Source organism: Arthrobacter sp. MDT2-16 (assembly GCF_054510925.1).
The window spans coordinates 44,946-64,844 of the sequence record NZ_JBTNDP010000008.1; the positions used below are offsets into that span (position 1 = coordinate 44,946).

The 19,899-nt window shown below is 68.6% G+C and carries 17 protein-coding genes and 3 tRNA genes; 10 read left to right on the plus strand and 10 right to left on the minus strand.

Annotated features, from left to right (window positions below; genetic code table 11):
* Positions 1 to 3: 3 nt before the first annotated feature.
* Positions 4 to 3,423 (plus strand): error-prone DNA polymerase, encoded by a 3,420-nt coding sequence (locus tag ACX80N_RS14010; protein WP_459339890.1) that lies wholly within the window; start codon positions 4 to 6, stop codon positions 3,421 to 3,423.
* A 63-nt stretch (positions 3,424 to 3,486) separates the two neighbouring features.
* Here the strand turns inward: ACX80N_RS14010 and ACX80N_RS14015 are convergent.
* Positions 3,487 to 3,569 (minus strand) — tRNA-Leu (locus ACX80N_RS14015).
* A gap of 319 nt (positions 3,570 to 3,888) precedes the next feature.
* Here ACX80N_RS14015 and ACX80N_RS14020 point away from each other — a divergent pair.
* Genes ACX80N_RS14020 through pknB form a run of 7 tightly spaced genes read left to right on the plus strand, consistent with a single transcriptional unit; the run spans position 3,889 to position 13,396 of the window.
* A complete protein-coding gene (locus ACX80N_RS14020) occupies positions 3,889 to 4,629 on the plus strand; it encodes an FhaA domain-containing protein (protein ID WP_105032242.1) in 741 nt (246 codons plus the stop codon).
* Positions 4,626 to 5,114, plus strand: a complete 489-nt coding sequence (locus tag ACX80N_RS14025; RefSeq protein ID WP_105032241.1) for an FHA domain-containing protein FhaB/FipA — start codon at positions 4,626 to 4,628, stop codon at positions 5,112 to 5,114. Before ACX80N_RS14020 ends, ACX80N_RS14025 begins: the two co-directional genes overlap by 4 nt.
* 44 nt (positions 5,115 to 5,158) lie before the next feature.
* Positions 5,159 to 6,757: a protein phosphatase 2C domain-containing protein gene (locus tag ACX80N_RS14030; protein WP_459340008.1), complete on the plus strand. Its 1,599-nt coding sequence runs from the start codon at positions 5,159 to 5,161 to the stop codon at positions 6,755 to 6,757.
* On the plus strand, positions 6,750 to 8,171 hold the full coding sequence (locus ACX80N_RS14035) for an FtsW/RodA/SpoVE family cell cycle protein (RefSeq protein ID WP_459339891.1): 1,422 nt from the start codon (positions 6,750 to 6,752) through the stop codon (positions 8,169 to 8,171). The genes ACX80N_RS14030 and ACX80N_RS14035 overlap by 8 nt, the downstream gene beginning before the upstream one ends.
* Positions 8,168 to 9,616, plus strand: coding sequence for a peptidoglycan D,D-transpeptidase FtsI family protein (locus ACX80N_RS14040; protein WP_459339892.1), 1,449 nt, complete (start codon positions 8,168 to 8,170; stop codon positions 9,614 to 9,616). The genes ACX80N_RS14035 and ACX80N_RS14040 overlap by 4 nt, the downstream gene beginning before the upstream one ends.
* The gene (locus tag ACX80N_RS14045; RefSeq protein WP_459339893.1) at positions 9,613 to 11,430 is read left to right on the plus strand and encodes a protein kinase domain-containing protein; all 1,818 of its coding nucleotides are present in this window, start codon (positions 9,613 to 9,615) and stop codon (positions 11,428 to 11,430) included. Before ACX80N_RS14040 ends, ACX80N_RS14045 begins: the two co-directional genes overlap by 4 nt.
* Positions 11,431 to 11,464: 34 nt before the next feature.
* Positions 11,465 to 13,396, plus strand: coding sequence for a Stk1 family PASTA domain-containing Ser/Thr kinase (pknB, locus tag ACX80N_RS14050; RefSeq protein WP_459339894.1), 1,932 nt, complete (start codon positions 11,465 to 11,467; stop codon positions 13,394 to 13,396).
* Positions 13,397 to 13,451: 55 nt separating this feature from the next.
* Here pknB and ACX80N_RS14055 read toward each other — a convergent pair whose 3' ends face one another.
* The 3 genes from ACX80N_RS14055 to ACX80N_RS14065 are packed head-to-tail and all read right to left on the minus strand — an operon-like array spanning position 13,452 to position 15,079.
* On the minus strand, positions 13,452 to 14,096 hold the full coding sequence (locus tag ACX80N_RS14055; RefSeq protein WP_105032236.1) for an aminodeoxychorismate/anthranilate synthase component II: 645 nt from the start codon (positions 14,094 to 14,096) through the stop codon (positions 13,452 to 13,454).
* 3 nt (positions 14,097 to 14,099) lie between these two features.
* The gene (locus ACX80N_RS14060) at positions 14,100 to 14,261 is read right to left on the minus strand and encodes a hypothetical protein (RefSeq protein ID WP_170068235.1); all 162 of its coding nucleotides are present in this window, start codon (positions 14,259 to 14,261) and stop codon (positions 14,100 to 14,102) included.
* A 5-nt stretch (positions 14,262 to 14,266) separates the two neighbouring features.
* On the minus strand, positions 14,267 to 15,079 hold the full coding sequence (locus ACX80N_RS14065) for a class E sortase (RefSeq protein ID WP_459339895.1): 813 nt from the start codon (positions 15,077 to 15,079) through the stop codon (positions 14,267 to 14,269).
* Between the two features lie 183 nt (positions 15,080 to 15,262).
* Here ACX80N_RS14065 and ACX80N_RS14070 point away from each other — a divergent pair, with 183 nt between their 5' ends.
* Entirely contained in the window at positions 15,263 to 15,511 is a 249-nt protein-coding gene (locus ACX80N_RS14070) for a cell division protein CrgA (protein ID WP_105032234.1), read from the plus strand.
* Between the two features lie 375 nt (positions 15,512 to 15,886).
* On the opposite strand, the gene ACX80N_RS14075 is transcribed toward ACX80N_RS14070, so the two are convergent.
* The gene (locus ACX80N_RS14075) at positions 15,887 to 16,762 is read right to left on the minus strand and encodes a rhomboid family intramembrane serine protease (protein ID WP_459339896.1); all 876 of its coding nucleotides are present in this window, start codon (positions 16,760 to 16,762) and stop codon (positions 15,887 to 15,889) included.
* Positions 16,763 to 16,766: 4 nt separating this feature from the next.
* Entirely contained in the window at positions 16,767 to 17,309 is a 543-nt protein-coding gene (locus ACX80N_RS14080; RefSeq protein WP_459339897.1) for a peptidylprolyl isomerase, read from the minus strand.
* A 162-nt stretch (positions 17,310 to 17,471) separates the two neighbouring features.
* On the opposite strand from ACX80N_RS14080, the gene ACX80N_RS14085 reads away from it, so the two are divergent.
* A complete protein-coding gene (locus ACX80N_RS14085) occupies positions 17,472 to 18,368 on the plus strand; it encodes a hypothetical protein (RefSeq protein ID WP_105032231.1) in 897 nt (298 codons plus the stop codon).
* A gap of 101 nt (positions 18,369 to 18,469) precedes the next feature.
* Here the strand turns inward: ACX80N_RS14085 and ACX80N_RS14090 are convergent, their stop codons facing one another.
* The 4 genes from ACX80N_RS14090 to ACX80N_RS14105 all read right to left on the minus strand — a co-directional run bounded on the left by ACX80N_RS14090 (position 18,470) and on the right by ACX80N_RS14105 (position 19,824).
* Positions 18,470 to 19,390, minus strand: a complete 921-nt coding sequence (locus tag ACX80N_RS14090; RefSeq protein ID WP_459339898.1) for a DMT family transporter — start codon at positions 19,388 to 19,390, stop codon at positions 18,470 to 18,472.
* An 88-nt stretch (positions 19,391 to 19,478) separates the two neighbouring features.
* Positions 19,479 to 19,551 (minus strand) — tRNA-Ala (locus tag ACX80N_RS14095).
* 44 nt (positions 19,552 to 19,595) lie between these two features.
* Positions 19,596 to 19,712, minus strand: coding sequence for a DLW-39 family protein (locus tag ACX80N_RS14100; RefSeq protein WP_459339899.1), 117 nt, complete (start codon positions 19,710 to 19,712; stop codon positions 19,596 to 19,598).
* 38 nt (positions 19,713 to 19,750) lie between these two features.
* A tRNA-Ile gene (locus tag ACX80N_RS14105) sits at positions 19,751 to 19,824 on the minus strand.
* Positions 19,825 to 19,899 lie beyond the last annotated feature (75 nt).

The following is a 19,899-nucleotide window of genomic DNA, read 5'->3' on the forward strand; positions in this document are numbered from 1 at the left end:
GCCATGGGCTGGAACAACCCGCCGATCCCGTGGTCGGACTTCGAACGGAACCTCTCGGCCACCCGCCCTGGAGCACCTCCCCCGGGGGCCGACGGCGGGGACAGCCCCGCCTGGTCGCGGAAGCGCCAGCCCTACACTGCTCCCGCGGAGGCCCCCGCTCCCGAGGGTCCCGTGGTGCCGTACGCGGAGCTGCACGTCCACTCCAATTTCAGTTTCCTCGACGGCGCGTCGAGCCCCGAACACCTCGCCGAGGAGGCCCAGCGGCTCGGGCTCAGCGGTATGGCCCTCACCGACCACGACGGACTGTACGGTGCGGTGCACTTCGCGGAGGCCGCCGAGAAGTACCCGGGCTTCTCGACCCTGTACGGCGCGGAGCTGTCCCTCGACCTGTCCGGACCGCAGAACGGGGAAGCCGACCCCGAAGGGCGGCACCTGCTGGTCCTCGCCCGCGGATCCGCCGGCTACCACCGGCTGTCCACGGCCATCACCGAGGCCCAGCTGGCTGCCGGAGCCGAGAAGGGGAAACCCCGCTACAGCCTGGAGAGTCTTGCCGGGCACGCCGACGGCCAGTGGATGGTCCTCACCGGATGCCGGAAGGGGGCCGTGCGCTCGGCTCTCGTCGCGGAGGGTGAGGCCGCGGCCGAGGCCGAGCTGAGGACGCTCGTCGAGCTGTTCGGCCGCGAGGCGGTCGCCGTCGAGCTCATCAACCAGGGCAACCCGCTCGACACCGCCCACAACGACGCCCTGGCCGCCGTCGCCGCCCGGCTGGGACTGCCCACCGTGGCCACCAACAACGTGCACTACGCCACCCCGAAGCAGCACCGGCTCGCCTCCGCCCTGGCCGCCGTCCGGGCGCGCCGGAGCCTCGACCAGATGGACGGCTGGCTCCCCGCGGCCGCCGCCGCCCACCTGCGCAGCGGAGCCGAGATGGCGCGGCGGTTCAGGGACTATCCCGGAGCGGTGGAACGCACCGTGGACATCGCCTCCGATCTCTCCTTCACGCTCCGGAGCGTCCGGCCCGGGCTCCCGACCATCGACCTCCCCGAGGGCCACACCCAGATGAGCTACCTGAGCGAACTCGTCTGGCAGGGCGCCGACAGGCTGTACGGGGGGCGGGCCGATGTCCGCGAGCGGATCGAACGCGAACTGGAGGTGATCGAGGAGAAGAAGTTCCCGGGCTACTTCCTGATCGTCCACGACCTCGTGCATTACGCGCGCCGCCACGGCATCCTGTGCCAGGGGCGGGGATCGGCGGCCAATTCGGCGGTCTGCTACCTGCTCGAGATCACGGCCGTGGACTCCATCAAGTACCAGCTGCCCTTCGAGCGGTTCCTCTCGAGCATGCGGGACGAGGAGCCGGACATCGACGTGGACTTCGACTCGGACCGCCGCGAGGAGGTCATCCAGTACGTCTACCGGAAGTACGGTCGCTTCAATGCCGCCCAGGTGGCCAACGTCATCACGTACCGCCCCAAGTTCGCTGTCCGCGACATGGCGAAGGCCCTGGGTCACAGTCCGGGACAGCAGGATGCCTGGTCCCGGCAGATCGAGCGGTGGGGCGGACTCGTCTCGAGCAGTGACCACGACATACCGGACGCGGTGGTGGACCTCGCGCAGGAGGTCCTGAAGTTCCCGCGCCACCTGGGCATCCATTCGGGCGGGATGGTGCTGACCGACCGGCCCGTGGGAGAAGTATGCCCCATCGAGCATGGCCGGATGGAGGGCAGGACGGTCCTGCAGTGGGACAAGGACGACTGCGCGTGGATGGGGCTGGTGAAGTTCGACCTGCTGGGCCTCGGCATCCTCGCGGCCATCCAGTACAACTTCGACCTCGTGGAGCGGCACTTCGGCGAGGTGTGGGAGCTGCACACCATCCCCAAGGAGGAGCAGGGCGTCTACGACATGCTGTGCTTCGCCGACTCGGTAGGGGTCTTCCAGGTGGAGAGCCGCGCGCAGATGGGCATGCTCCCGCGCCTGCAGCCCCGCCAGTTCTACGACCTCGTGATCGAGGTGGCCCTCGTGCGGCCCGGCCCCATCCAGGGCGGCGCGGTCCACCCCTACATCAAGCGGAAGATGGGCGAGGAGGAGGTCCGGTACATCCACCCCGACCTCAAGCCCGTCCTGGAACGGACCCTCGGGGTGCCGCTCTTCCAGGAGCAGCTCATGCAGATGGCCATGGTGGTGGGCGGCTGCAGCGGCGCGGACGCCGACCTCCTGCGCCGTGCCATGGGATCCAAGCGGGGCGAGGAGCGGATCGACTCCCTCAAGGCCAAGCTGTACGAGGGCATGGCGTCCAACGGGATCACCGGCGACGTCGCCGACACCATCTACAACAAGATCCACGCCTTCGCGAACTTCGGGTTCGCGGAGAGCCACTCGATCAGCTTCGCACTGCTGGTCTACGTCAGCGCCTGGCTGCGCCTGCACTATCCCGGCGCGTTCCTCGCCTCGCTCCTGCGCGCGCAGCCCATGGGGTTCTACTCCCCGCAGACGCTCGTCGCGGACGCCCGGCGGCACGGCGCCGTCGTCCTGCGCCCCGACATCCTGCACTCCGGGGTGCACGCCGACCTCGAGCCGCTCGAGGGCTACGAGCCACCGGAGGACCCCCGCGGGCGGACCACCGGCATGGACTGCTGCACCGAGGAGGAACAGGCCCCGGTCGGATACTTCGATCAGGACACACCCTTCGATTCGACCCCCCACCGCCGTGACGGCAACTACGCGGTGCGGCTGGGGCTCGCCAGCGTGGAATCGCTCGGGGTGAAGCTCGCGGAGAGGATCGTCGCCGAGCGGGAACGGAACGGACCCTACGAGGACATGCCGGACCTGGCACGGCGCACGGGCGCCAATGCAGGCCAGCTCGAGGCCCTTGCGGCGTCGGGTGCCTTCGACTCGATGGGTCTGAGCCGCCGCGAGGCACTGTGGAACGCCGGCCCGGCCTCCACCGAGCGTGAGGGCCAGATCAAGGGGACCGCCGTGTATATCCAGCCTCCGCTGATGCCCGAGCTCTCCGACATCGACAAGGTGGGGTCCGATCTCTGGTCCACCGGCATCACCCCGGACGACCATCCGGTGCGCCACGCCAGGGGCAGGCTGGAACGCCGGGGCGCCCTGACCGCCGCCCAGCTGAAGACCGCGGATTCCGGGCGCCGCATCGAGGTGGCGGGAGTGGTGACGCACCGGCAGAGGCCCGCGACGGCGAGCGGCATCACCTTCATGAATCTCGAGGACGAGACGGGGCTGGTGAACGTGATCTGCTCCGTGGGCGTCTGGCAGCGCTACCGCCGCGTGGCACGGGAAGCCAGCAGCGTGATCGTCCGCGGAGTCCTCGAGCGGTCCTCCGAGGGGATCGTTAACGTGGTCGCGGACCGCATCGAGGTCCTGCAGCTCAAGGCCACCACCCGCTCGCGCGACTTCCGCTGACATCACCCGCCACCTACGACGAAGGGCCCCCGCACAGCGGGGGCCCTTCGTCGTCGTACAGTGTGCGCGAGGGGGGATTTGAACCCCCACACCCTTTCGGATACTGGCACCTGAAGCCAGCGCGTCTGCCGTTCCGCCACTCGCGCATCTCGAGATCCCAACTCCGTACGCCAGGCGCAGGTGTTGTGAACAGCAGAGTCCAGCATAGCCGAGCACCGGTGGAATCACCTAAACGGCACGGTTCCTCCGCCCTCCGGCGGCTCCCGGCACCCGTGCGCGATCGGCGGATCGTTAGGACAAAGTAATCCTCCGGACCCGCCGATGGAGCCCATTCCCAGAGGCTCCCAGTAGTATCGGTCTGAACATGCCCGGCTGGACATCGCCGTCCCCAGGACCGGGAGAAGCCCCGCAGCCACCGCTGGCGGGGTCCGAAACCACAGTGCAGCACGAGGGAGGAGGCGACGTATGGGCATTCTCGACAATGTCGAGCGCGGACTCGAGAAGCTGGTCCGGGGCGCCTTCACCACGGGCTCGCGATCCCAGGTCCAGCCTCTCGAGATCGCCAGCGCCCTGCGCAAGGAACTGGACAACCGCTCCCTCGTCCTGTCCCAGGGCCGTACCCTCGCCCCCAACGTGTTCTCGGCGCGCCTGTCCGACTCCGACTTCGCCCTCGCCCAGCAGTGGGGCTCGGCCCTCGCCGAAGAGCTCTGCGACGTCGTGATCGCGCACGTCAACAGCCAGCAGTACAGCCTCCAGGGGCCCGTCCGCGTCTCGTTCGAGCATGATCCGGACCTGAAGGCGGGTGTCTTCGAAATCGATTCGTCGATCGAGAAGCAGGCCGCCGCCCACCGCCCGGCCGCCCCGACCGCGCCTGCGGCGCCACGACGCCAGCCCACCCGCTATCAGCCGATCCTCGAGATCGACGGCCGGCGCTACTCGATCAACTCGGGATCGATCGTGCTCGGTCGGTCCTCCGAGGCGGACATCCCCGTCGACGACACCGGCGTCTCCCGACGACACCTCGAGATCCGGGTCCACGAGGGACGCGTATACGCCGTCGACCTCGGCTCCACCAACGGCAGCTACGTCAACGGACAGCACGTGGACGGGCAGACCGAACTCACGGACGGATCCGTGATCACCATGGGGCGGTCCCGCCTCACCTTCCGCCTGGTGCCGGCACAGAACAGTGGTGCCCAGCGATGAGCGAAGCCGGGGAACTGACCGTCACGCTCCTGCGCTTCGGATTCCTGATCCTGCTGTGGGTCCTGGTCCTCAGCACCGTGGGGGCGCTGCGCCGCGACCTCGTGGTGGGCCGGCGCAACAAGGTCGGCACGCCCACGGCACGGGAGATCCGCAGGAATCCCGAGCTCGTGGAGGAGCCGGCGCCCGTGCGCACACCCGCGCGTCGACTCGTCGTCACCGAGGGACCGCTCACCGGGACCACGCTGGACCTCGCAGCGAGTCCGATCCTCCTCGGACGCGCCCAGGAGGCGACCCTCGTGCTCGAGGACGACTACGCGTCAGGCCGCCATGCCCGCCTGTTCCCGCAGGGCAGCCGCTGGTTCATCGAGGACCTGGGATCCACCAACGGGACCTACCTGGCAGGCACGCAGCTCACCCGCGCCCTGCCCGTCGAGCCCGGCGTCCCCATCCGGATCGGTAAGACGGTCATCGAATTGAGGCAGTAGGCGTGCGGCTTGCCCTGAGGTTCGCCGCCCGCTCCGACGTGGGCATGGTCCGGGCGAAGAACGACGACTCCGCCTACGTGGGCCGCTATCTGGCCGTCGTCGCCGACGGCATGGGCGGACATGCGGGCGGCAACGTGGCCTCCGCCTCGACCGTCCTGGACCTGGTGCACCTCGACCACAACGCCCACGGCGGCAAGGCCGGCACGCATCTTGCCGACGAGATCCAGACCGCCAACTCGCTGCTCTCCGAACTCGTGGCCACCAACCCCCAGCTCGCGGGCATGGGCACCACCGTGACGGCGATCCTGCTCGAGGACGCGACGCTGCAACTCGCCCATATCGGCGATTCCCGCGCCTACCGCCTCAAGGACGGGGTGTTCACGCAGATCACCACCGACCACACCTTCGTGCAGCGCCTCATCGACGAAGGACGCCTCCGGCCGGAGGAGGCGGAGATCCATCCGCACAAGAACGTGCTGATGCGCGTCCTCGGCGACGTCGACGCGAGCCCCGAACTGGACCTCGAGCAGTTCGACGCCGTGCCCGGTGAACGCTGGCTGCTCTGCTCCGACGGCCTGAACGCGGTGCTCAGCGACCGCATCGTGGAGCAGGTCATGCGCGAGACCAGGGATATCCGCGACTGCGTGAACACCCTCGTCGAGCTGACCCTGGCGGGCGGTTCGCCCGACAACATCACCATCGCCGTCGTCGAGGTCATCGAAGCGGACGACGACGACTCCGCACCTCCTGCCTCGATCCCCCCGGCGCGGCAGGCCGCGGGTGAACGCGACACCCCGGCAGCGCCCGCCGCGGCGTCCTTGCACGAGATCGACCGGAACGGTGACCTTCCCGGTACCGCCATCCGCGCGGACATCATCCGCCAGGATCTGCTGACGCGGCCGCACGTCCTCGTGGGATCCGCGGCCCTCGCCACCGAGACCGGGCAGATCCCGATCGTGACGCAACGCTCGACCGAGCGGCGTGCCGCGATGATGCTGACGCACAAGGCGGAGCCCGAACTCGACGACGGGGACGACACCGGCAACGACACCACGACGCCGCGTCGACGCTGGCTGGTCCCGGCGTTCCTGTCCCTCATGACGCTCATCCTGATCGCCGTCCTCGGCCTCGGCTACACCTGGACCCAGACGCGCTACTACGTGGCGGAGTCGGAGAACCGTGTGGCCATCTTCACCGGCGTGCCGCAGAGGCTCGGGCCCATCAGCCTCAGTGAGGTCTACGAGGTGACCGACATCCCGGTCTCGAACCTGCCCGAGTACCAGCGATCGCGGGTGATGAACACGCTTCCGGCGGCGGGCCTCGAGGAAGCCGAGCGGATCGTGGGTGACCTGCGCAGCGAACTGCGAGCCGTCTCCTGCGATCCCGCCCCCGGAGCGGCGTCCCCGTCCCCGGGGCCCTCCGGAACACCGGCACCCTCCGGAACACCGGCGCCCTCCCCCTCGGCCCCTTCCGGGACACCCGCTCCGTCGGCGTCGCCGGATCCCTCCGCAACTCCGGCTCCCTCCGCGACGCCGGTTCCCTCCGCAACGCCCGCTTCCACAGCGACACCCGGCGCCTCCGGGTCGCCGTCGCCGAACCCCTCGTCCCCCGCCGCCGACTGCGGAGATACAGCCAATGAGTGATGTCCTGACCGTGCCGCGGTCGCGGCGCAATGTCGAGCTCGCGCTCCTGCTGCTCGCCCTCGCCGTCGCCGTAGGAGCCAACTACCTCGCCGGCACCGGACGGGAGGAGCCCTTCAGCGACTACTTCTGGTCCCAGGCCCTCACGCTGGGTCTGATGGGCCTGTTCGTCCACGGGATCCTGCGCTTCCGCGCCAAATATGCCGATCCTGTGATTCTTCCGGTCGTCATCGCCCTCAACGGGATCGGCCTGGCGATGATCCATCGCCTGGACCTGGCCGCGGCCGTGGACCCGGACTTCGCCCCCGTGGCCCCGCAGCAGGTCCTCTGGACAGCCGTGGCCATTGGCGCAGCGGCCATCCTGCTCCTCCTGCTGCGCGACCACAGGATCCTGCGCCGCTTCACCTACATCTCCCTGATCGTCAGTGCCGTCCTGCTGCTGCTGCCCCTGACGCCGCTCGGGCTGGAGATCAACGGAGCACGCATCTGGATCTCCGTCGGCTTCGGTACCTTCCAGCCCGGCGAGGTCGCCAAGATCACCCTCGCAATATTCTTTGCTGGGTATCTATCGACCAACCGGGACCTGATCCTGCTGGCGGGCAAGAAGATCGGGCCGCTGCAGTTCCCGCGCTTCCGGGACCTGGCCCCGATGGGCGCGGCCTGGCTGGTGAGCATCGGCGTGCTGATCTTCCAGCGCGACCTCGGCTCGTCGATCCTCTTCTTCGGTCTCTTCATGGTCATGATCTACGTCGCCACGAGCCGGGTCAGCTGGGTGCTGATCGGCCTGGCAGCGATCGGCGCCGGGGTCTTCGTGGCCCTCGAATTGTTCTCCCACGTGGCGCTCCGCTTCGATTCCTGGATCAACGCGTTCTCGCCCGAGGTGTACGAGCGCGTCCCGGGGGGAAGCCATCAGGTGGTCCAGGGTCTTTTCGGCCTGGCTAACGGCGGGCTGCTCGGAACCGGCCTCGGTGGGGGCAGGCCGGACCTCGTGACGTATGCCAACAGCGACATGATCATCGCGGCGCTGGGCGAGGAACTCGGACTCATCGGTGTCGTCGCGATCGTGATGCTGTACATGATCCTCGTCTCCCGCGGCATCCGGGCGGCGCTCGGCACGAAGGACGGTTTCGGGAAGCTGCTCGCGTGCGGTCTCTCCTTCACCATCGCCCTGCAGTGCTTCGTGGTGATCGGCGGCATCACGCGCCTGATCCCCCTGACCGGCCTCACCACTCCGTTCATGTCCGCGGGTGGGTCCTCGTTGCTGGCAAACTGGCTCATTGTGGCGTTGATCCTCCTGATCTCCGAGACCGCGCGGCGACCGGCACCGACGGGACCGATGAAGGACTCGTTCCCCGAGGCGCTCGGTGTGAACGGCAAGCCCGTCAAGAAGAGGGCCGAGAGGGAGGCGACGCGATGAACCAGGCCATCCGCAGTGCGTGGGTCGTGGCGATCGGCATGTTCGCGCTCGTGCTCGGTTCCCTCACCTTCGTGCAGTTCTTCCAGGCGGAGAGCCTGAACACCGATCGGCCGGAGTGGAACAGCCGCCAGCTGTACCAGGATTTCGGCCGGCAGCGCGGGGCCATCCTGGTGGACGGCCGGGCCATCGCCCAGTCCGTACCCTCCGACGACGAGTTCAACTTCCAGCGCGTCTACGAGGAGCCCGAGCTGTACGCGCACCTGACGGGCTACTACTCCCTGTCGCTCGGATCGACGCAGCTCGAGCAGTCGCAATCCGACATCCTCTCCGGTACCAGCAGCTCCCTGTTCTACGACCGGATGGTCCGGCTGTTCTCCGGAGCGGGATCCGAGGGCGCATCCGTGGAGCTGACCATCGACCCCCAGATCCAGAGACTCGCATCAGACCTCATCCCGGACGGACAGCGGGGTTCGATCGTGGTCATGGAACCCTCCACGGGCAACATCCTGGCGATGGTCTCCAAGCCGACCTATGACCCGAATCTCGTCTCGGGCCACGACACCGCCGTGATCGAGCAGAACGCCGCGCTGCTCAACGAGCAGCCGGGCCTCTCCATCTACTCCAATCCGGCCACGCAGTCCCTCGTGGCCCCGGGATCCGTGTTCAAGCTCATCGACGCCGCGGCGGCCCTCGAGTCCGGGCGGTACGACGCCCGGTCGGAGATCCCAAACCCGCCCGCCCTCGAGTTCCCCGGCATCGAGTACGCGCTGCCCAACTTCGTCACCGGCGGCTGCGCGAGCAGGACGACGGCGGATCTCCGGTTCGCCCTCGAGCAGTCCTGCAACACGCCCTTCGCGCAGATCGCGCTGGATCTCGGTGAGGACGCCATCCAGGAGCAGGCCGCGAAGTTCGGTTTCGGCGAGGAACTGTCCATCCCCACGCAGGTCATCGCGAGCACCTTCCCCTCGGACCTGACGGAGCCCGAACTGGCACAGTCCGCCATCGGGCAGTTCGACACGCGCGTGACGCCGCTCCAGATGGCCATGGTGGCCTCGGCCATCGCCAACGACGGGCAGCAGATGCAGCCGCAGCTCATCAAGTCGATCCGCGCCGCGGACCTCGAGCTGATCGAGTCGCCCCAGCCCGAGGTGCTCCGCCAGTCGGTCAGCCAGGCGACGGCGGACCAGCTCACCGACTGGATGGTGAACGTCGTGGACAACGGCACGGCGGCCGGAGCCCGGGTTCCCGGAGTCCGGGTGGCCGGCAAGACGGGCACCGCCGAGGTCTCCGAGACCGGCGACAACGCCTGGTTCACGGGATTCGCCCCGGCGGACGACCCCCAGGTAGCCATATCGATCGTGATGGAGAACGTGGACATCCCTACTGGTCAGCAGCTGACCTCACCCAGTGCCAAGAGACTCATAGAGGCGGTGTTGAACAGATGAGGCCCACATCGGGAATCACCCTGGGCGGCAGATTCGAACTGACTGAGCGCATCGCCATCGGCGGTATGGGCGAGGTCTGGAAGGCCCGCGACCAGATCCTCGGGCGTGTCGTCGCGATCAAGATCCTCAAGGAGGAGTACTCGGGCGACCCGGCCTTCCTCAACCGCTTCCGGGCCGAGGCACGCCACACCGCGCTGCTGAACCACGAGGGCATCGCGAACGTGTTCGACTACGGTGAGGAGGCGGGGTCGGCGTACCTCGTCATGGAACTCGTGCCCGGACAGCCGCTGTCCGCCGTGATCGAGAAGGAACAGGTCCTCTCGCCCGACCGCACCCTCTCGATCATGGGACAGACGGCCACCGCCCTCGGCGTCGCGCACCGGCAGGGCCTCGTGCACCGCGACGTGAAGCCCGGCAACATCCTCGTGATGCCCGACGGCAGGGTCAAGATCACCGACTTCGGTATCGCCCGGCTCGCCGACCAGGTCCCCCTGACGGCCACGGGCCAGGTCATGGGGACGGCGCAGTACCTCGCGCCGGAGCAGGCCACGGGCCAGCCCGCCACGGGCTCCTCCGACATCTACGCCCTCGGTGTCATCGGGTACGAGCTGCTGGCCGGTCGCCGGCCCTTCTCCGGGGAGTCGCAGATCGCCATCGCCCTGGCCCAGGTCAACGACGCGCCACCGCCGCTGCCGGAGTCGATCCCGCAGCCGGTCCGGGCGTTGGTCGGTTCGATGCTCGCCAAGGATCCCGCGGACCGCCCGGCCGACGCCGAGGCCCTCGCCCGCGCCGTCGACGCCATCCGGTCCGGCAACGTCCGCGCCGCCGAGGCTGCCGTCCCGGGCATGCTCGCCTTCGGCACCGCGGCCGACGTCGCCACGACCGCCGTCCCGCGCCAGAACACGCAGGCGACGACGGCGGTTCCCGCACCCACCACCTCCGCACTGCCGACGGTGGCGGCCCCTGCAGCGGCCGGTGCCGCGGCGGGCATCGCCGCGTCCCGCGACTGGTCGCAGGAGGACGTCGACTCGGCAGAACCCCGACCGCCGGGTCAGCCGTACCGGCGCGAGGAGGAGAACCGCCGGAGCCCCTGGCTGATCCCCCTCATCGTCCTGCTCCTCCTGGCCCTGGCCGCCATCGCCTTCTTGATCCTCCAGCCCCTGCTGGCGGGTGACGATCCTGTCGACGTGCCGGCCGCATCGAGCACCTCCGCGAGCACCACTCCGTCGCGGACGCCCGCACCGACGCCCTTGACGCCGTCCACCTCGCCCACGCCGTCGCCGAGCACCACGGAAGCGGACGACCGCGTCGTCATCACGCCGAGCCAGTACCGGGGACGGCCCGAGGCCGAGGTCGCCGCGGAACTCGGCGCGCTGGGGTTCCGCGTCGAGATCCAGCGCCAGTTCTCGGCGGACGTCGCGGCGGGACTCGTCACGGACGTCGCCCCCGTGGGAAGCCTCAGCCCCGGGGAAACCATCACCGTGACGTCGTCGAGGGGCCCTGAGCCGGTGGAGCAGGTCACCGTGCCCGCCAACCTGCAGGGACGGACCGCGGCAGAGGTGGAGCAGATCCTCGTGGACCTCGGCCTGAGGCCGCTCAACGTGGGATCCGAGCCGTCACAGCAGCCGGAGGGCACCGTCATCCGGGTCGATCCCGGGGCGGGTGCAGTGCTCTCCCCCGGGACACAGGTGACCTACGTCGTCTCGGCAGGGCCGCCCGCGACCCAGGCTCCCACCCCGACGCCCACCCCGACACCCACCCCCACACCCACGTCGGCACCGGCACCGACGGCGACGGCGACCCCCACGTCATGATCGGTGCGGTCCGGGGCCGGAAGGGCACGAAGTGATGACCACCGAGCGCATCCTGAACGGGCGGTACGAGGTCCTCGAGCTGATCGGGCGCGGGGGCATGGCCGATGTGCACCTCGGCCGCGACCTCCGTCTGGGCCGGTCGGTGGCCATCAAGGTCCTGCGGCAGGATCTGGCACGGGATCCGCTCTTCCAGTCGCGCTTCCGCAGGGAGGCGCAGGCCGTGGCGGGGCTCAACAACCCCACCATCGTCGCCGTGTACGACACGGGCGAGGAGGAGATCCCCGACCGTCCGCAGCACGAGGTCCGGGTGCCCTTCATCGTGATGGAGTACGTCGCCGGGCGCACCCTCCGCGACCACGTCAAGTCCGGCGATCTGACGCCGGGTGACAGCATCACCTACCTCGCCGGGGTGCTGGGCGCCCTCGAATACAGCCACAAGGCCGGCATCGTCCACCGGGACATCAAACCGGCCAACGTCATGATCACACCCGACGGCGCCGTGAAGGTCATGGACTTCGGGATCGCCCGCGCGATCGCCGATTCGCAGGCCACGATGACGCAGACCCAGGCCGTGCTCGGCACGGCGCAGTACCTGTCCCCGGAACAGGCCCGCGGCGAGACGGTGGACGCGCGCAGCGACCTGTACTCGGCGGGCTGCCTGCTCTTCGAGCTGCTCACCGGCCGGCCGCCGTTCATCGGGGACAGCCCCGTCTCCGTGGCCTACCAGCACGTGCGGGAGGACCCGCCCGTCGCAAGCAGCCTCGAACCCGCGGTGACGCCGGCGCTCGACTCCGTGCTCGCCAAGGCGCTGCAGAAGAATCGCGACCACCGCTTCCAGGACGCCGCGTCCTTCCGTCGGGCGCTGCTCGACGCCGCCCACGGCATCTCCGTGGCCGGCGGAGCAGGGATGCCCACCGAAGCGCTGGATGTGCATGCACCGCGCGCACGCGGCGCCAGGACCGGAGCCACGGCCGCCGTCCCGCTCGCCGTCGTGCCGCAGACGCGTGCCATCGACAGGGTCTCGACGGAACGTCCCGTGCCGCACCACGCGGAGGACGACGACCGGCTCGACCTCCTGCGGTCGAGCGGTACGGCGGACGAGCTGCAGGACCGGCGACGGAGGTCGTCGAGGATCGCCTGGATCACCGTCTTCTTCGTGGCGGTCCTGCTCGTGCTCGCGGGAGGATACGTCCTCCTGAACAACATCTCGGACACCCGGCCCTCCCAGGAGGTGGTCACGGTCGCCGTACCCGACCTCGTCGGCATGAGCGAGGCGGACGCCACCGACGCCGTGGTGGATGCCGGACTGGTGCCCTCCACCGACGACGAGTACAACGCGACGGTGGACGCCGGTGACGTCATCGCCTCCGATCCTGCGGCAGGGACGTCGGTGGAGAGGGAATCGCGCGTCAACATCACGGTCTCGCTGGGTCCTGCCAACGTGGTGCTCCCGGACACTCTCGCCGGACTCACGGAGTCCTCCGCGCGCGACGCGCTCGAGGACCTCGGTCTGAGGGGCGGCACGATCACGGAGGAGACGAGCGCTGAGGTCACGGAAGGCAGGGTCATCACCACGAACCCACAGGCCGGCCAGACGGTGCCGGTCGGGAGCGCCGTGAACCTGGTGCTGTCCAACGGCAAGGTGACCGTCCCCCTGCTCACGGACCTGACGGTCGACCAGGCCCGGGCCTTGCTGGCCGATCCTGCGGTACGGTTGCCGTCCTCCGTCCGGGAGGTCGAGAACAGCGTCGTCACCCCGGGGATCGTCACGGCGCAGTCGGCGCCGGCACGCTCGCAGGTGGACCAGGACACGGAGATCGTCCTGACCGTCGCGAAGGCACCCCCGGCGGAGCCCGCCCCTGAGCCGGTGGAGCCCACCCCCGGGCCGTCGGAGACGTCGGGCGGTCAACCGACCGAGGGCCCGGACGAGCCGACGGAGACGCGGCCCACGGAGGGCGACGACTGACAGGCGGCGTCGGGACAGGCGGACCGCCGGTACGTGCCCTGGTGGGAAAGGGCTGCTAGCGCGCGATGAGCGGGCTGAGGCCCGCCGCCTTCGCTGCCGCGCCCTCGAGTCCCAGGGACTCCAGCCAGTTGCCCAGCATCTGGTAGCCGCCCTCGGTGAGGACCGACTCTGGATGGAACTGGACGCCGCACAGGGGAGCCGTCCTGTGTTCGAGGCCCATGATGATGCCGCTGGCCGTGCGCGCGGTGACGGTCAGATCCGCCGGGACGTCGTCGCTGACCGCAGCGAGGGAGTGGTAGCGCGTCGCAGTGACCGGGGACGGCAGGCCGGCGAAGACACTCGTCGCATCGTGTTCCACGAGGGAGGTCTTGCCGTGCATGAGTTCGGGGGCATGCGTCACGGTTCCGCCGTACGCCTCCGCCAGCGCCTGGTGTCCGAGGCAGACCCCCAGCATCGGCTTGGCGTGCTCGCCGCACCACCGGATCAGCTCCACGCAGACACCGGCTTCGGCGGGTGTGCCCGGGCCGGGGGAGATCAGCACGCCGTCTCGGGAAGCGGCCATCTCCTGCGCCTCGGCGAGGGTGACGTCGTCGTTCCTCACCACCGTGGTCTCGGCGCCCAGTTCCTGGAGGTAGCCCACCAGGGTGTAGACGAAGCTGTCGTAGTTGTCGACGACGAGGATGCGGGCGGTGTCAGCCATGAGCTAGGGGGAACCAATCGTTGAATCTGTGAGCGGGTTGAACTGGGAGACCCAGGGGAACACGGCGACCATCAGCACCGTGACCGCTGCGAGGACCAGCAGCACGGAGAGGACGATGCGCATCCAGAGCGGCCCGGGCAGGGACCGGAAGATCCATCCGTACATCGCGGCTACCCCTGTCCTGCGGCGCGTGCCACGTGCTCGGCGATCTCGGGCGGCGGGCCGGCGTCGGCGGGACGCCAGGACTCGAGCACCGAGTACGCAATGATACGCTCCTGCGCTCCGAAACGCGGATTGCAGCTGGTCAGCGTCAGGATCCTGTCCACCGGCTCGGCGGCGGGGTCGGTGGGGACCGGTGCGATCACATCCGCGCGGTCCGGCAGGACGATCTCGGTGTTCCGGAACACGTAGGTGTAGTAGCCGTCGCGTGTCTGGACGTAGAGCCGGTCCCCGGGGACGAGCGTGTGGATCTGGTCGAGTACCTGGCCGTGGGTCTGGCGGTGGCCAGCGAGCGCGAAGTTCCCCACCGCTCCTGGAGCCCCCGTGCCGGGGTAGTGACCGAGGCCGAGGTTGTCGAGGACGTCGGTGCCGACACCGGCGGTGACGGGGCGTGAGTAGTCGTCCCCGAAGCGCGGGATGTAGACCACCGCGAAGGTGCCCGCGAGGTCCCCCTGCGGCAGGACGGCAGGGTCACCGAAATCCTCGGGTGCGGGGGCGTCGGGGCCTGCGCCGGCAGGTGCGGGACCGGCCGCGGGCGGCACATCGGCGAAGAACTCCTCGAGCGCCTGCTCCTGCTTGATGCCGGAATCGATGTTGGTCCACCAGAGCTCCCAGCCGACGAAGAGCAGCAGGACCACTCCGGCGGTGATCAGGAGTTCGCCCAGGACCTGCGCTACCAGCTGGCCGGGAGTACGACGACGGCGTGCCCGATCCGGACGCCTCACCCGTGGTTCGGGTGGGGCGTCGATGGTCGACCTCGCCACTGCCGCTCCTGCCACTCGGGATGCACGGGTATCCGAACGATCTTGGCTAGAATCGTTTCCGAGAACCGGGCCGCCGGATGAAGTTCTTCCCACAGGATAACCTGCGGGCCCGAACGCACCGGCGCTGCCCTGCGAGACAACCGGCGCCGCTGATCCGCAGCGGCACCCCGTCGAGGAGAATCCGTGCCCGAGTCGAAGCCCCGCAAGAGAGCCAGCACCGCCGCGTCCGCCGTGGGGTCGTCGCAGCCCAAGCCGAACCCGGTCTGGTACAAGCCGGTGATGTTCGGGCTCATGATCATCGGTCTGCTGTGGATCATCACGTTCTACATCTCCGAGGCAACCCTGCCGGTGGCGGCCTGGGGATCCTGGAACATCCTCGCCGGCTTCGGCATCGCGATCGTGGGCTTCCTCATGACCACGCGCTGGCGGTAGCCACAGCACCCGACGCCGGGCTCGGCGTTCGCTGCAGCGCCGAGAAGGTACCAGGGCTCCGGTCCTGCCGTTCACCCCGCCCTCGACGGTGCGTGCACCGTCGGTGGTCGAGGTGGACGGGTCGACCGGCGTACTGGAGGGCAGCAGGGAATCGGGACCGAGGGGATTTCCCGCTGTACACACGCTGTGTATGAAGTTATCCACAGTTGTGCATGAGACTGTTGATCCTCCTAGGATCGGCCCGAAATTCCGGGCCACGCTTATCCACAGGTGTGGAATTACATGTGTGTAAGTTATCCCCCATGTGGATAAGGGGTGTGGAAAACTCCGAAGGGGCCGGTGCACAGTGCACCGGCCCCTTCCTGCGACGTGCTCCTAGAGCGGGAGGAGGGAGACTCCCACGAAGGTCAGGAGGGCGAGTAGCACCACGACGCCCCCCAGTCCCAGCAGCTGGGTCGTCGCCTGCCGCGCCCCACGCGGAGCGTAGGCGATCGCAGCGGCGCATGCTGCACCGGCGATCAGACCCCCGAGGTGCGCCTGCCATGCGATCCCTGCCACCACGAAGCCGATCACCGCATTGATCGCGATCAGCACCACGATCTGGCGGACATCACCGCCGCGCTTGCGCTGCACGATGAAGAGCGCCCCGAACAGCCCGAACACCGCACCGGATGCACCGACGACCGGCTGCAGCGGGTTGTCGCTGAGCAGCAGTACCCCGATCGATCCGCCGAGGGCCGAGATCAGGTACAGCGCCAGGAATCTGGCCCTGCCCATCGCCGGTTCCAGGACCTTCCCGAGGATGTACAGCGCGTACATGTTGAACGCGATGTGGAGGAAGGAACTCGGCGAGTGGAGGAAGGCCGCGGTGAGCATGCGCCAGGGCTCTGCCGGGATCACACCTCCCGCTCCCGCCGTGTACACGGGTGCATAGGCGAAGGAGCGGATGATCCCCGGCACCACGAGCTGCAGCAGGTACACCACCACACAGAGACCGATCAGGGTGTAGGTGACCACCGGGGTGTCCCCGCGGACCGCACCCCCGAACGCGTTCCGGCGAGCCGGGATACTCGCGGCCTGCTCGCGGACGCAGTCCACGCACTGGAAACCCACCGCGGCCGGACGCTGGCATTCGGGACAGGCCGGACGGCCGCACCGCTGGCACCGCACGTAGCTGACGCGGTCGGGGTGTCGCGGGCAGACCGGTGCCTCCTGGCTGCCGGCATCGGGCGCGGGGACACCATAGGACATACGGCTAGAGCTGTTCCACGGTGATGCTGTCGATGACGACGTCGTCGAGGGGCTTGTCCCTCATGTCGGTGGCGATGGCGTTCAGCTTGTCGACCACCTTGCGGGATTCCGGGTCGGTGACGTCACCGAAGATGGTGTGCTTGCCCTGGAGCCAGGTGGTGGGCACGGAGGTGATGAAGAACTGCGACCCGTTGGTGCCGCGCCCTCCCTGGAGGCCCGCATTGGCCATGGCCAGCTTGTAGGGCTCGTTGAAGGTCAGGTCCGGGTTGATCTCGTCGTCGAACTTGTAACCGGGGCCGCCGATGCCCTGGCCCAGGGGATCGCCGCCCTGGATCATGAAGTCCTTGATGATGCGGTGGAAGACGGTGCCGCTGTAGAGGGGGGCGTTGCTCTCCTCGCCGGTCTGCGGGTGGGTCCAGGTGATCTCGCCCGTGGCGAGACCGACGAAGTTCTTCACGGTCTTCGGGGCGTGATTGCCGAAGAGGTTGACCTCGATATCGCCCTGGTTGGTGTGGATGGTCGCTTTTGCTGTCGGAATAGCAGTCATTGGCCCATTCTTCCACGCGGCTCCTGACAATAAGCTGGAGTGGTCCCATTCCGCGCACAGTGAAACGCCGCCCTCCTGGCGCGGCCGGGACCCATACGGATAGCACCCCCTGCCCATGCAACGTAGGCTGATCAAAACGAACAACCACCCCTGGAGGTTTTTGTGAAGAAGAACGTACGCGACACCCACGAGCTGGAGGAAGGCGTCGCTCTCGGACTGGCAGCAGCAGCCGGACTGGCTGCAGCGCGGGATTGGGCGGCGCCCCATGTCGACGCTGCCTACGGCTGGGTGAAGCCCCGATGGGAGAAGGGCGTCGAGACCGCGACCCCGGCCCTGCAGGACACCGTCCGCAAGGCGACCGAGGGGATCGCCGGCGGAGTCGCCGCAGTCCAGGGCAGTGTCGACAAGGTCGGCCCCCGGATCACACAGGTGATCGATGGCACCACCCCGAAGATCCAGGAGACGCTCGGCAAGGCGGCTCCGGCACTGGACTCCGCCAAGGGCAGGGTTGTGGAGGAGTACCTGCCTGCGCTCTCGACCAGGCTCGGTGAGGCGGCCGAGACCGCGTCCCGTTCGCTGGCAGCCACGACCATGCCACCCGCGGTCGAGAAGGCAGTCACCCGGATCACCGGGGACAAGAAGGCTGCGAAGAACGCCCAGAAGCGGCTCGTCGTCGCGGCCATGCAGGCCTCGAAGGACCTGAAGAGGAGCAAGGCCCGCAAGTCGGGCAAGGGCTGGCTCGTCCTCGGGATCATCGCATCGGCGATCATCGCCGGTGTGGCCGCCTGGCGGGCATCCAAGCCCGTCGAGGATCCGTGGAAGACACCTGCCCCCATCAAGGCCACGGCCGGCCCTGCGTCACCCCAGAAGTCGAAGGATTCCAAGGACGCCGTCATCAGCATCAAGGAGGCAGCCGACCGTGCCGCCGCGGCGTCCGGCGAGGTTCCTGCGGCCACCGCGAACACGAACCCCGACGCAGCGCCGTCCGCTTCGGACACGGCGAAGGGCACCGACGGCGCCAAGCACGCCGCTGAGCCCACGGACGATCCCAAGGTCTGACATCCGCTCGATCTCCTGAAACAGGAAGGGACCCCGGCCTCGTGCCGGGGTCCCTTCTCGTTCCGAGACATATACCATCCAGCATATATTCCTCGGCGCGACTACTCTCCGCCGAGTACTGGCGGGGGTGTGGGCTCTCTCTCCTCCGCGAGGGATCGACGGCGTCGGCTCAGGCGTTGCTGTCCCCGGATCACGACGACGAGACCCACGATGATCAGCCCCAGTCCGCCGTACGTCCCGGCAGGCAGCGTCTCGCCGAGGAACACTGCGGCGAGGATGGCCGCCCCCGGGATCTCCAGCAGGATGATCATCGAGACCACGAGCGGGCTCATCACGGCCAGCAGGTGGTTGAACACCGAATGCCCCATGATCTGCGCCATGAGGGTCACCGCCAGGATGCCTGCCCAGGCAGCGGGGGGAAAACCGACTACCGGCTGGCCCGTGACGGCGCAGAGCACCAGGAGGATCACGGCGCAGGCACCGTAGCAGAGGGTCGTGTACGTCCCTGTCGACATGGTCCGGCGGGCCGTCGCCCCCACCATCTGATAGACACCCGCCAGCGCTCCTCCTGCCAGGGCGAGGAGATCGCCGAGCAATGCATCGCGCGAGAGCGAGAGATCGAACCCGGTGATGACGACCACGCCGAGGAACGCCACCCCCAGCCCCGCCACCGTGGCGCGAGGGGGCCGGGAGCCGAGCAGCGCATCGAACAGAGCGATCCAGGCCACCTGGAGGCAGACGAGGGCCGTTGCCGCCGCCACGGAGGTGAGCTTCAGCGCCGTGATGAAGCAGGCGAAATGCAGGGCGAGGGCTACCGCGGCGAGGGCCGTCCTCCGGTAGTCGACGGCGCGGAGCGCCATGAACTCCGATCGCTTCGACAGCGCGGCGGGCCCTCCCATGAGGAAGGCTCCGAGCAGGTTCCGCCAGAAGGCGATGGCCAGGACCGGGGCGGCGGTCGCTGCCATGATCGGCCCGGACGCCGAAACCCCGATGACGCCGAGGATCGAGAGGAAGATGGTCACGCGGCAACCCTATGGCACTCCGTACGCACCCCAGCACCACGGCCCTCAACGCAGGAAGTCCCGGTCGATGACCGGGACTTCCTTTCGGTGGAGGCACGGGGACTCGAACCCCGAACCCCCTGCTTGCAAAGCAGGTGCGCTACCAATTGCGCCATGCCCCCGAATGAACCCTGTCCGGTGTACCTTCGCCGGATCGGGCCTTTTGCTACGCTACGTCGTCCGTCGCGTTGCTCCAGACGCTCTTGCTCTTCTCTGAATCCTGCCACCGCTTGTACACGAGGACACCTGCTGCAGCCGCTGCCGCGATGAGCAACTTCTTCACAACTGTCTCCTTGCAGTCACCTGCCGGTGGTGGATCCGTGGGCGTACCAGGACTTGAACCTGGGACCTCTTCGTTATCAGCGAAGCGCTCTAACCGCCTGAGCTATACGCCCCGATACCTCTTCGGGCCGAGATACGACTTTACAGTAGTGGCTCGGCTTTCTTCAAATCGCCGTGGGGCGCCGAAG